Source organism: Streptococcus sp. HMSC36C04 (assembly GCF_001839535.1).
Lineage (GTDB): Bacteria > Bacillota > Bacilli > Lactobacillales > Streptococcaceae > Streptococcus > Streptococcus hominis.
This window is the reverse complement of sequence record NZ_KV841600.1, coordinates 626-12,944: the sequence shown is the minus strand read 5'-3', so window position 1 is coordinate 12,944 and position 12,319 is coordinate 626. Positions and strand designations below refer to the sequence as shown.

The window sequence follows — 12,319 nt, the reverse complement described above, 5'->3', positions numbered from 1 at the left end:
GATTATATGATATGAAAAGAATAGTTTTAGCTTGGAAAAAATCTAGTTTGATTAAGCGTATTGCTATCGGGATTGCATTAGGAGCTGTCCTTGGCTTGACCTTTCCTAAGCTATCAGCAATTGGGTTATTAGGAGATATATTTGTTGGTGGCTTAAAAGGCATTGCTCCACTGTTGGTTTTTGCTTTGGTGACCAATGCTCTATCACAACATCGAAAAGGGCAAGAAACCAACATGAAAACTATCATTATCTTGTATCTTTTGGGAACATTCTCAGCAGCTTTAGTCGCAGTGCTAGCTAACTACCTTTTTCCTTTACACATCACACTCACAGCGTCAAAGACCAAGATTACACCACCAGATGGGATTGGGCAAGTCCTCAGTAATTTGTTGCTCAAAGTAGTGGACAATCCAGTCAATGCTCTCATCACCGCAAACTATATTGGAATATTATCTTGGGCTGTGGTATTTGGACTTGCCATGCGTGAAGCCAGCAAAAGCAGTAAAGAGCTTTTGCAAACTATGGCAAGTGTAACCTCTAAGGTCGTTGAATGGATTATCAATTTGGCTCCTTTTGGAATTCTTGGTTTAGTCTTTAAAACGATTTCTGACAAAGGGTTGGCAGTGTTGGCTAACTATGGCAGCTTGTTAGCAGTTTTAATCGCTATCATGCTTTTTGTAGCTCTGGTCGTCAACCCTTTCATTGCTTTTGTTCTGATGAGAAAAAATCCCTACCCACTTGTTTGGCGGTGTTTAAAAGTCAGTGGTGTAACAGCTTTCTTCACACGTAGTTCAGCTGCTAATATTCCTGTCAACATGAAACTTTGTGAAGAACTAGGACTCAACAAAGATACCTATTCCGTTTCTATCCCACTTGGTGCCACTATTAACATGGCTGGAGCAGCTATTACCATCAATGTGCTCACCCTTGCTGCAGTCAATACATTAGGCATTTCGATTGACTTTGCGACAGCATTAATCCTCAGCATTGTCGCCGCTATCTCTGCTTGTGGCGCTTCCGGAGTGGCAGGTGGCTCTCTTTTGCTCATTCCTGTTGCTTGTAGTCTCTTCGGGATTTCAAATGATGTTGCCATGCAAGTCGTTGGGGTAGGATTCATCATTGGAGTTATCCAAGATTCCTGTGAAACGGCGCTCAATTCCTCAACGGATGCCCTCTTTACCGCAGTTGCAGAAAAAAGTACTTGGAGAAAAAGGAAAAAAACGTAATACAATGAGATTGGAAATGTCCCAGCCTCATTTTTTAATTAACCCAATTCTGCCTTAGGCACTTTCCCCTTGCGGCGGGCAAAAATATCCGCATAGTGCTTGCGGCTGTTATTGAGCACGGAAAGGAAGATTACTAATCTTAAGTCCAATGAGCTTTTCTTGCTTCATAAATTTCTTCTTTCCTTTTTTACTTATCACTTAAAGCGACCGTTTCAATGACTTCTCCTTTTTCCGTCAGCGCGGCGGATGACCTCAACTACTTTTCGTTTGCTTCGTCCGCCCGGCGGAAAGTCTCCCTTACTTTTGGTTTGCTCCGTCCGCCCGGCGGACAGCATGAATCAAAAGAAGTTTATCTCGTCCGCCGAGCGGACGGAGTGAACGACAATCAGTTTGCCTTGTCAGCCGCGCGGACGAAATGAAATTGTCTTGTTTGCAATTATTTCCTGCTTAACTTCTAACTTTATTTTTTGAAGATAACTTTGAAAAGAAGGTAGATACAAATGAATAAAAGTACAACAATGACGAATACAGCTACTATTCCAAACGTTCCCATAATTTGACCGCCCCTTCTGATTGAAACAATCTTTCTTCATTTTCATTATAGCATCGATTTGTGCATTTTTCTATTGGCAAAAGGGTGTGGATGACGAAAGTGAATTTACGTCAAAAATACTCTTCTAATCTTAAAAAGAGAAAAGACTTGAAACTTTCGTTCAAGCCTTTTCTTTTTTAACTTAATTCGGCTACAATAGCTTTTAATTGTTCTTTGGTATGAACACCGACAACTTGCTTCACCACTTGCCCGTCTTTCTTGAAGATGAGGGTCGGGATTGACATGATTCCAAATTCACTTGGTGTATTTGGGTTGGCGTCCACGTCCATTTTGAAAATCTTCAATTCGTCTTCATGCACTTCTTCGGCTAATTTTTCCAAAATCGGTGCCTGCATGCGGCAAGGACCACACCATGCTGCCCAAAAGTCAATGAGGACAAGTCCGTCTTTTGTTTTTTCTGCAAAGTTTGCATCTGTAACTGCTGCTACCATATTATTCTCCTCTGACGATGACCGATGTCATCGCTCTATTTCATTTCTTGACATCATTCTACACTAAAAGGAAGCATTTGCAAAATATTTGCTACGGAGCGAAAAGCTCCTCCGCAGATTAGCGTTCAATCATTCCAAAAATAAACTTCTATCCGTTGGAAATTGCTTGAGACGAATCTTTTGTAGGAGCAGAATTCACTACGAAGCAAAAGTTCTTCTGCGGAGTTAGTCGCTCAAAGAAAAATGATTGGTCATCAGATTGCTGGCGTCTAGCAAGATTTTATTCAGAAGTTGGTCCGTTGCTTCTTGAATCTTATCGCTTAGGGCTTGATTTTCTGCTTCAAAATCAACTATTTCTCCCTTTTCCAAGGCACAATCCACGCGCCCTAACATTTCATGTCCCAAAGCCATAGTTGTTTCTTGATAATCATCCAAATCTCCCAGATGACTAGAAAAATGCGCGTCAGCCAAAGCAGCGATTAAGCGATTTGTCCAATAGAACGAATCCGTAGAGACTTTCTCACCTGTATTCGCAAAATAAGTCGGCGTCGTAGAAATTTGAGTAAAGAAAGGCACGGCTGTATTGTAAGGCATAGAGCCATAGGACAACCATTGAATGCCCGTCGTTTCCTGCGGTTTATTGGGTCTCAACTGCAAGATAGATGTTTGACTTGTGCGGTTAATCCCAATCGTGCGGAAGGTCCGCTGGCTGTGAGTTGTGCCTTCTAAGCCATAAGGGTCATAAGGAGAGTCTTGGTAATGGCTGCTAAGGACATACTTGACATCTTCAATCGTGATTTTTCGGTAGGGTTTTTGACACCAAGAAAGGAAAAAGGAGCGCGGATCTTGCTCGATTTCTGGATTGAGAAAACGCTGAATATCCCAAGCACGCGGTGTATTGTAATGACGATCTTTGTCACGCTGACTGCCAAAAGCATAGCGCGGATTGAAAGATTCCCCGTCATAGTTGAGATTCAAATGATTGCGACGAATAAAGTCTTTCAAATCAGAATCACAGAGGAAATATTCTGGATTATTAAACTCAAAATAATCCATTCCCAGCTGGTTTGGATTGGTCACATAGGCGTCATCTGGCACACGGCGAGCTATCCAATGATGTCCGCCGATTGTCTCCAACCACCAAATTTCATCCACGTCAGAAAAGGCAATCCCGTTTGACTCATAAGTGCCGTATTCTTCAAGAATCTTCCCTAAGCGCAACACGCCCTCACGCGCCGTTTTGATATAAGGCAGCACCAAGGTCAGCATATCTTCTTCTCCGATACCAGTCGCCACCAAAGGATCTGCTCCCAGCACTCGGCTATTGGTGGTAATCGTCTCGGTCTCGCTCATGGCTACATTGTAGACATTGATACCAGCTTCACCCCAAATCCCGTCTTTTGCAAGAGCGTCCGGTACACTGGTGTAGCGAACTGGATTGTCCGGCAAATCTATCTCAAAACTTGACAGCACTGATTTATAATGCCGCGGCTGATCTTCTGGGTTAACAACAATAAATTTCTTGGGCGTAAACACACCATTTTGCGAATCCTCTGTACGTGCAATCATAGTTGAACCATCATAACTCGCTTTTTTCCCAACCAGAATCGTTGTACAAGAATCTTGTATTCCTTTTTGTCTCATAAATGTTTCCTCTTTTCAATCTTTCTTCTTTACCATGAACAGTTTTGTTCACCAACTCTGCATTACTTAAACACCACAATCGTCGCTCCGCTACCACCAGCATTTTGCGGTGCATAGCCAAAACTCTTGACATGCTTATTGCGGCGGAGATATTTGGTGACGCCTTCGCGAATGACGCCAGTCCCAATCCCGTGAATAATGTCCACCTGCACCATATTGTTGAGCAAGGCTTGGTCAATAAAAGCGTCCAACTCTTGCATAGCTTCTTCGTAGCGCTTGCCTCGCAAATCCAGTCTAGCTCTTGGTCCACTTGTTGTTCGTTTCACCACATTGACCTGCTTTTTCTTAGGCTGTTCTTTTTCAGCTTTGAGCAGGTTAAATTCTGCTTCCTCTAAGGTCATCTTGATGAGACCAACTTGTGCTTCCCAGCGACCGTCTTTGAGCTGATTGACAAGCGTGCCTCTCTGGCCATAGCTAATCACCAGAATATCGTCTCCCACTTTTGGTTTTCGCGCTTTTTTAGCTTGTTTCAATACTTTATTCTGTGACAAATCCACCGTTTCAGGAGCCAATTTTTTCAGCTGGCTTTTGGCTTCAATAATTTCGTGCGGTTTGAGACTGGATTTAGCATGTAGATTTTTGAGAATCGTATCACTCTCCGTCAACGCCACATCAATGATTTCCTGCGCTTCTAGCCTTGCCTTATTCAGCTCGGCTTCTTTTTCCCGATTAAACTCATTGTAGAGCTTTTTAAGAGCGCGGTTAAATTTGAGATTTTCTTGCTCCACTTCTCGGATATTATCCAACCGCTTGCGGCTTTCCAATGTCTGTTCTTCCAAGCGCTCAATAACGCGATTGACATCGCTGCCCGTGTCAGTCAATTCTTGAGCATCCTTGACCACTCTATCAGACAGACCTAAACGCCTTGCGATCTCAAAAGCATTGGAACGCCCCGGTACTCCCTGCATAAAACGATAAGTCGGTCTTAGGCTCTCTGTATCAAATTCCATGCTGGCATTTTGCACTCCCTCAGTCTCAATCCCATAGACTTTGAGTTCTGGATAGTGGGTCGTTGCCATTGTCTTGACTTGTCGTAGCCGCAAGTCCTCAAGAATTGCCATAGCAAGAGCTGCTCCTTCCTGAGGGTCAGTTCCTGCTCCCAGCTCGTCCAAAAGCACCAAAGCATTCTCATCAGCCTGCTCTAAAATAGAGACAATGTTCGTCATGTGGCTGGAGAAAGTCGACAAACTTTGCTCAATAGACTGCTCATCTCCAATGTCCGCAAAGATTTGGTCAAAAATCCCCACTCGACTCCCTACATCTGCCAAAATAGGCAGACCAGACTGTGCCATAAGCTGAGCCAAACCTAGGGTTTTGAGCATAATAGTCTTTCCGCCTGTATTCGGACCCGTAATGACAATCTCAGTCAAATCCGCCGCAAAGTACAAGTCATTGGCTACTGCATTTTCTATCAGAGGATGAGCAACATGGAGCAGTCGAATATCCTGACGGTCAGACAGCTCGGGCACTACCGCTCCTTTCTCCTGCATAAAGCGCACCTTAGCTTGAACAAAGTCCAGATGTCCGATAATCCAAGCATTATTGGCAATTTCAGCAGCATGCGGACGAATGCGTTCTGATAACTCTTGCAGAATCCGCAAAATCTCATAGCGCTCGTCTGCACGTGCATTGGTGATTTCTTCATTGAGATTGACCACCGCCCGCGGCTCAATATACACCGTGTTTCCACTGGCAGAAATATCGTGCACTACGCCTGAGATACGATTGCGGAATGTATTTTTGACCGGCAAAACATTGCGACCGTTTCGACTGGCTACTACTTGATCTACTAACATATCGCCCTTGTTCTTGAGAATATCCTGCAAAACATCTCTCACCTGAACTTCATTTTCTTGAATTTTCCGGCGAATGTGAGCCAAATTATCACTAGCAAAACTTTCAACAAATCCGCCTTCATTGATAGCTTGCAGCGCTCCTTGCAAGCTCGGAAAAGGAACCAGATTTTCAAAAAGCCGGTTCAATCTTTGTAACTCAACATTTTCCAAATCCTCATAAAAATCAGTCAATTCTTGCGTGACAGCCAGAACCCGCTTCAGAGCGAGAAATTCTTCAATGTTTAAGTCGCCTTCCAGCTCCAAGCGCTTGGTCAAGCCCGTAATGTCTTGGGTCGCAGCCAGACTAAAATGCGGACGCTGTACAAAAATCTGCTGCATGTCCGTCATTTCTAAGAATGCTGTCTCCAGCCTTTCCTGTTTATTGGATGGGAACAGCTGCTGCAATTCCAAGCACCCTTGTTCTGTCAGAAGATAGGGTTCAAAGAGCGCCTTGATTTTCCCAAATTCTAATGTTTCTAAAATTTTTCTATTCATATTCTTATCTTCCCTGATGAAAAAGAAACTCAGCTAGCACCACCAACTGAGTCTTTGTATTTATCCGATGATTTTGGTCACCCAGAGTTGTTTCAACATTCCTGAAGTAATTGGTGTGTGACTGATGATAAAACGAGCTAAACCACTGGCATTGAGATGATTTTGAACAAGTGGTAAAGGAATCGTTGCTAAAACGGTCAGCAACATTTGAATCCCAAACAAAGTGACGCAAACAGCCAAAGCACCGCTAGCAACATTGTACCAACGCTCATTGGCTTTCTTGTTTGGCACCAAGTGAATAAAAATCCCAATAAAACGGGCTATGCTATAAACAATCGTATAAACTGCTAGATAAGCCAGACCGGCATAAAAAACCTTGTCCAACTGGAACAATTGACTGCTGGGAAAGAAATAGGTAAATGTCCCTTCCTGTGCACTCGCATAGGGTACTAAAAGATTAATTTTTTCACCTAGAGATTGGTACAATTGCCCCGCAATAATAGCTGAAACAACCGCCGAAACAGTATAATAAGCTTGCAAAATAATTCCGCGCGAATAGCCAATGTAAAAACTCCAAGCTAAAATCAGCAAAATTACTAATGAAATCATAGGGCGCCCTCTTGCTCACTTACCTTTTGCTTGTTGGCTTCTAGCACTTTTTTACGAAGTTCTTCCAGCTCTTGCTCCTTGTCATCGAACTCAATCTCACGTGACAATTGCGTCGCTAAACTATTAACCGCCAGCAAAATAGCTAATGTTTCATCATCTGCCGCAGGCATCTTCTCTTTAATTGCGTGATATTTTTCTGTCGCAACCTTTTCAACTTCTTCCATGAATAAATTATCGTGTTCTGTTGTTAAGGTTACACTCTTCTTTCCGAAAGTAAATTTGTATCGATTTAAGTTTGCCATAAAATCACCTCAAAATATTATACCAAAAGGAAGCGATTTTGTCAGTTTTTAAAGAAATTTATCACTTTTATGGTACAATAACAATATGGAAAGTATTACCTTACAACCCAGTGAGAAACAAATTCAAGATTTTGTTGCCCAATACCAGGCACAGCTTGTTTCTAGTAAAAATCCTTATATTCGTTACCTTTTTAAGCTTGATAAGGCAACTGCCTCCATCTACACTTCAGGAAAAGTCCTCTTCCAAGGAGAAAACGCAGAGCAGGCAGCACAATTTTTTGGCTATCAAGCGTCCAAAGAAAAAACGACACCTCATTGGCAGAATTGTCCTCTGATTGGAACAGATGAGGTGGGAAATGGCTCTTATTTTGGCGGACTCGCTGTTGTGGCTTCTTTTGTCACACCAGAGCAGCATTATTTTTTACGAAAGCTAGGAGTTGGCGATTCTAAAACTCTGACAGACCAAAAAATCAGGCAAATCGTTCCTCTGTTGAAAGAAAAAATTCAACACCAAGCTCTGCTATTGTCTCCGAAAAAATACAACCAAGTTATTGATTCTGGCTACAATGCGGTGTCTGTCAAAGTTGCTCTTCACAATCAAGCCATTTATCTGCTCTTGCAAACGGGAGTGCAGCCAGAAAAAATTGTTATTGATGCCTTCACAAGTGACAAAAATTATCAGAAATACCTCCAGCAGGAAAGCAATCGCTTTTCAAATCCTATTACATTAGAGGAAAAAGCAGAAGGGAAATACTTAGCCGTAGCAGTCAGTTCCATGATTGCACGCGACCTCTTTTTAGAAAATCTTGAAAATTTAAGCCAAGAGCTCGGCTACGAATTGCCTAGCGGAGCAGGAGCAAAGTCCGATAAAGTCGCAAGTCAGCTTCTTCAAGCCTATGGTATGAAGAGTTTAGAAGCTAGTGCGAAACTACATTTTAAAAATACTGAAAAAGCAAAAAAACTTCTAGAAAGGTAAGTTATGCAAGCAAAATCAACTACTTTTTCAAAATTTATGAAAGAATGGGGATTGTTTATCCTTTTTATGGCCGTTCTTTTCTTATCACGCGCCTTTTTCTGGGTTCCTGTCAAGGTAGACGGGCATTCAATGGATCCAACCTTAGCTAATGGAGAGTATTTATTTGTCGTCAAACACCTGCCTGTCAATCGCTTTGATATTGTCGTTGCCAGTGAAAAAGACGAAGACGGAAAAACCAAGCAAATTGTCAAGCGGGTGATCGGTCTTCCTGGAGACACTATCCGCTACGAAAACGACCAATTGTATGTAAATGGCAAAAAGACCAACGAATCTTATCTTAAAAATTACCTCGCGAAGTTTAAAGATGATAAATTGCAGAAAACCTATTCCTACAATAGTTTCTTCCAATCTTTAGCAGACAAAGCTCAAGCCTTTACGCAGGACGCAAACGGCAACACTAGTTTCACTATTGAAGTTCCAAAAGGCGAATACCTGCTCTTAGGAGACGACCGTCTTGTTTCAAAAGACAGCCGTCAGGTAGGAACCTTTAAAGCCAGTCAATTGCAGGGCGAAGCAAAATTCCGCTTCTGGCCTTTGAATAGAATTGGCACTTTTTAATCCCAAACAAGTCTATTTTGATTCGTTGGAGGTGGGCAAAAAGTGTTCCAACTTCTATCAGATTTAGGAATAAACGAATAACGCAGCTTCAACAATCTAGTGAATTGTTGAAGGTTGGAAATCAGACTTGCGAAGCAAGTATCAAAGTTGTTCGCTTTTCAAGCTTGGAAGAGCACCTTTGACGAAAACTTCGTTTTCTTCATCTGCAACCTTAAACAGCTTGATAACTGTTTAAGCACCCTTGCGGGGGTGGGACTACGAACTAAAAATTTTCGATTTTTAGTTCTGTTCCACTCCCATTCTTTTAACATTGATACAGGAAGATGATGGAATTTTACTTTTCAGGCACTATTGAACGCATTATTTTTGAAAATCCCAGCAGTTTCTTTCGGATTCTGCTGATAGATATTGACGACACCGATGCAGATTTTGATGATTTTGAGATTATTGTCACGGGCACCATGGCGGATATTATGGAGGGCGAAGACTATACTTTTTGGGGAAACCTCGTGCAACACCCTAAATATGGGGAACAGCTCAAAATAACACGCTATGAGCGGGCAAAGCCAACCAGCAAAGGCTTAGTCAAATATTTTTCAAGCGATCATTTTAAAGGGATTGGTGTAAAAACAGCGCAAAAAATCGTGGATCTCTATGGCGATAACACGATTGACAAAGTTTTAGCAGAGCCAGAAAAATTAAAGGATATTGCAGGTCTTTCTGCCAAAAATCGCGAAGCCTTTCTCACGAAACTAAGACAAAATTACGGTACCGAGAGAATCCTTGCCAAGCTATCTGAATACAGTATCCCCAACAAACTAGCTTTTCAAGTGCAAGATTTCTACAAGGAAGAAACCTTAGAAATCGTGGAACACTATCCTTACCAATTGGTAGAAGACATTCAAGGAATTGGTTTTAAAATTGCCGACCAACTGGCACAAAGCTTAGGGATTGAAGGTACCGCTCCAGAGCGTTTTCGTGCTGGGTTGCTTCACACGCTCCTCACTCAATCTATGGAAAAAGGCGACACCTATCTTGAAGCAAAAGAACTTCTGGAACATACGATTGAACTCCTCGAAAGTTCCCGTCAGATTGAGTTAGACCCAAGTTCTGTTGCGGATGAGCTGGCACATTTGATTGAAGAAGATAAAGTTCAAAATATTGATACAAAGATTTTTGAAAACAGTCTCTTTTTTGCCGAAGAAGGGATTCGTAGCAATCTCTTGCGCATTTTAGAAAAAGGGAAGCAAAACAAGTTTGAACCGAAAAAGATCGAAGCTGCTATTGCTCAAATCGAAAATGAGTTTGCCATTTCCTATGATGTGACTCAAAAACAAGCAATTTGTGACGCTATCAATCACAAAATTTTTATCCTAACGGGTGGCCCCGGAACAGGAAAAACGACCGTCATCAATGGAATCATTGCTGTTTATGCTCTGCTGCATGGGTTGGATTTGCGCAAATCTCAGGATTTGCCTATCCTGCTAGCAGCTCCTACTGGGCGTGCTGCCAGACGCATGAATGAATTAACAGGGCTTCCAAGCGCTACAATTCATCGGCATTTAGGCATGACAGGAGACGACGACACCAGCCATTTAGACGATTATTTGGACGCAGACTTTATTATTGTGGACGAATTTTCAATGGTAGATACTTGGTTAGCCAATCAACTCCTCAGCAACATTTCATCAAACACCAAACTCCTAATCGTCGGAGATGCCGACCAGCTGCCTTCTGTCAGCCCCGGACAAGTGCTGGCAGATTTGCTGAAAATCCCTCTTCTTCCGCAGACCAAATTAGAAAAAATTTATCGACAAAGCAAAGACTCCACTATCGTCACCTTAGCCAGTCAGATTCAAAAAGGCATCCTCCCAACTGATTTCACTGAGAAAAAAGCTGACCGTTCTTATTTTGAAGCGCATAGTGAGCATATCCCGAAGATGATTGAGCGCATCGTAGAGGCTGCTCTCCGCAGCGGCATTCCAGCTCAAGATGTGCAGGTGCTTGCGCCTATGTACCGCGGACAGGCTGGGATTGACCACATCAATCAACTCATGCAAAATCTAATCAATCCTGTCGAAACAGAACAAATCATTTTTGAAGCAACTGATTGTCAATATCGACAAGGCGACAAGGTGATTCATCTGGTCAATGATGCGGAAAGCAATGTCTTTAACGGCGATTTGGGTTATATCACTGATTTGCTGCCAGCAAAATATACGGACTCTAAACAGGACGAGCTGACTATCAACTTTGATGGCAATGAAGTCATTTACCCACGCAGCGAATGGTATAAAATTCGTCTGGCATACGCTATGAGTATCCACAAATCTCAGGGTAGTGAATTTCCTGTAGTCATTTTACCGATTACATCCAGCAGCCACCGTATGCTGCAACGCAATCTTATCTATACTGCTATCACCCGTGCCAAGAGCAAATTGATTCTTCTTGGGGAAAAGTCTGCCTTTGACTTTGCTGTCAAAAACACTGGCACAGCTCGCAATACCTATCTAATCCAACGCTTTTCAGACCTCCTAACTGATGAAAAAGTTATACACACTTCTGTGAATAATTTGGAAACAACTGTGGAAAAATATATCTTGACTGAGGAAAATTTCTTGAAAATCAACCCTATGATTGGAATAACGGATGAGGATATTCAAAATGTTTTTGGAGAATGATAGAAAAAAGTAGCTCTTTGTCAACTGTAGTGGGTTGATGTCAGCTAAGCTTTAGAGAGGACGAGATTCGTTCTCTCTCTTTTGATGTTCAAAGCGATGAGAATGCGTTTCTTAAAGTTGTCAAAGTTCCTGAATCCAAAAGCGTTGCGCTTAATGACCTTGATGAGATTGTTAGTGCTTCCAGCTTAGCGTTGGAGTAGGGTAGTTCCAAGGCGTTGGTAATCTTGTCTCTGTCCTTCAGGAAAGTCCGACAGACGGTTTGAAAAATTGGGTGAACAGCTGAAAGATTCTCCTCAATTAGGTCAAAGAAATGATTAGTTTGCTTTTCCTGAAAGTGAAAGAGCAGAAGCTGATAAAGCTCATAGTGCTGTCGAAGTTGGTCCGAATAGCTGAGCAGCTGATGGAGAATCTCCTGATTGGTTAAATGCGCCCGAAAAGCTGGCCTGTAAAAACGCTTATGGCTGAGCTTGCGGCTGTCCTGCTGGAGGAGTTTCCAATAGCGTTTGAGGGCTCGGTATTCCTGAGATTTTCGGTCGAATGGGTTCATGATTTGGATGCGGACACGGTTCATAGCTCGGCTGAGGTGCTGGATAATGTGGAAACGATCGAGAACAATTTGGGCATGCGGGAAAAGCTGCTTGGCCAGCTGATAGTAAGGACTGAACATGTCCATGGTCATCACTTTGACCCTCATACGAACCTGTCTAGGATAGCGTAGAAAATGGTTTCAAATGACCGCTTGGGTTCTGCCGTCCAGGATGGTTAGGACCTCATTGGTATTAAAATCCTGAGCGATAAAGCTCATCTTCCCTTTCTTGAAGCTATACTC

Annotated in this window: 9 protein-coding genes and 1 pseudogene; 4 read left to right on the top strand and 6 right to left on the bottom strand. The window is 42.5% G+C overall.

Features of this window, described 5'->3' with window-relative positions:
- Positions 1-11: 11 nt before the first annotated feature.
- Entirely contained in the window at positions 12-1,226 is a 1,215-nt protein-coding gene (gene sstT, locus HMPREF3249_RS06675; RefSeq protein ID WP_100069427.1) for a serine/threonine transporter SstT, read from the top strand.
- Between the two features lie 729 nt (positions 1,227-1,955).
- Here the strand turns inward: sstT and trxA are convergent.
- The 5 genes from trxA to HMPREF3249_RS06650 form a co-directional block, all read right to left on the bottom strand.
- On the bottom strand, positions 1,956-2,270 hold the full coding sequence (gene trxA / locus HMPREF3249_RS06670) for a thioredoxin (RefSeq protein ID WP_003032965.1): 315 nt from the start codon (positions 2,268-2,270) through the stop codon (positions 1,956-1,958).
- Between the two features lie 225 nt (positions 2,271-2,495).
- Positions 2,496-3,914 carry a C69 family dipeptidase gene (locus HMPREF3249_RS06665; RefSeq protein WP_049534104.1) on the bottom strand — a complete coding sequence of 473 codons (1,419 nt, stop codon included), beginning with the start codon at positions 3,912-3,914 and terminating at the stop codon, positions 2,496-2,498.
- A gap of 62 nt (positions 3,915-3,976) precedes the next feature.
- The gene (locus HMPREF3249_RS06660; RefSeq protein WP_049534101.1) at positions 3,977-6,304 is read right to left on the bottom strand and encodes an endonuclease MutS2; all 2,328 of its coding nucleotides are present in this window, start codon (positions 6,302-6,304) and stop codon (positions 3,977-3,979) included.
- A 60-nt stretch (positions 6,305-6,364) separates the two neighbouring features.
- Positions 6,365-6,913, bottom strand: a complete 549-nt coding sequence (locus tag HMPREF3249_RS06655; RefSeq protein ID WP_049534097.1) for a CvpA family protein — start codon at positions 6,911-6,913, stop codon at positions 6,365-6,367.
- A complete protein-coding gene (locus tag HMPREF3249_RS06650; protein WP_004224416.1) occupies positions 6,910-7,215 on the bottom strand; it encodes a hypothetical protein in 306 nt (101 codons plus the stop codon). The genes HMPREF3249_RS06655 and HMPREF3249_RS06650 overlap by 4 nt, the downstream gene beginning before the upstream one ends.
- 85 nt (positions 7,216-7,300) lie before the next feature.
- On the opposite strand from HMPREF3249_RS06650, the gene rnhC reads away from it, so the two are divergent.
- The 3 genes from rnhC to HMPREF3249_RS06635 all read left to right on the top strand — a co-directional run bounded on the left by rnhC (position 7,301) and on the right by HMPREF3249_RS06635 (position 11,490).
- Positions 7,301-8,191 carry a ribonuclease HIII gene (rnhC, locus tag HMPREF3249_RS06645; RefSeq protein WP_049534096.1) on the top strand — a complete coding sequence of 297 codons (891 nt, stop codon included), beginning with the start codon at positions 7,301-7,303 and terminating at the stop codon, positions 8,189-8,191.
- 3 nt (positions 8,192-8,194) lie between these two features.
- Positions 8,195-8,809 (top strand): signal peptidase I, encoded by a 615-nt coding sequence (gene lepB, locus HMPREF3249_RS06640; RefSeq protein WP_049534095.1) that lies wholly within the window; start codon positions 8,195-8,197, stop codon positions 8,807-8,809.
- A gap of 326 nt (positions 8,810-9,135) precedes the next feature.
- Positions 9,136-11,490: an SF1B family DNA helicase RecD2 gene (locus HMPREF3249_RS06635; RefSeq protein ID WP_059221566.1), complete on the top strand. Its 2,355-nt coding sequence runs from the start codon at positions 9,136-9,138 to the stop codon at positions 11,488-11,490.
- A gap of 44 nt (positions 11,491-11,534) precedes the next feature.
- Here the strand turns inward: HMPREF3249_RS06635 and HMPREF3249_RS06630 are convergent.
- Positions 11,535-12,319 (bottom strand): annotated as a pseudogene (locus HMPREF3249_RS06630) (ISL3 family transposase); the annotation flags it as partial.

What these genes read in the sequence shown, in the direction of transcription:
- rnhC (WP_049534096.1), top strand. Translation starts at nt 7,301, where the DNA reads ATGGAAAGTATTACCTTACAACCCAGTGAGAAACAAATTCAAGATTTT.
- trxA (WP_003032965.1), bottom strand. Translation starts at nt 2,270, where the DNA reads ATGGTAGCAGCAGTTACAGATGCAAACTTTGCAGAAAAAACAAAAGAC.
- HMPREF3249_RS06665 (WP_049534104.1), bottom strand. Translation starts at nt 3,914, where the DNA reads ATGAGACAAAAAGGAATACAAGATTCTTGTACAACGATTCTGGTTGGG.
- HMPREF3249_RS06660 (WP_049534101.1), bottom strand. Translation starts at nt 6,304, where the DNA reads ATGAATAGAAAAATTTTAGAAACATTAGAATTTGGGAAAATCAAGGCG.
- sstT (WP_100069427.1), top strand. Translation starts at nt 12, where the DNA reads ATGAAAAGAATAGTTTTAGCTTGGAAAAAATCTAGTTTGATTAAGCGT.
- HMPREF3249_RS06650 (WP_004224416.1), bottom strand. Translation starts at nt 7,215, where the DNA reads ATGGCAAACTTAAATCGATACAAATTTACTTTCGGAAAGAAGAGTGTA.
- HMPREF3249_RS06655 (WP_049534097.1), bottom strand. Translation starts at nt 6,913, where the DNA reads ATGATTTCATTAGTAATTTTGCTGATTTTAGCTTGGAGTTTTTACATT.
- HMPREF3249_RS06635 (WP_059221566.1), top strand. Translation starts at nt 9,136, where the DNA reads ATGGAATTTTACTTTTCAGGCACTATTGAACGCATTATTTTTGAAAAT.
- lepB (WP_049534095.1), top strand. Translation starts at nt 8,195, where the DNA reads ATGCAAGCAAAATCAACTACTTTTTCAAAATTTATGAAAGAATGGGGA.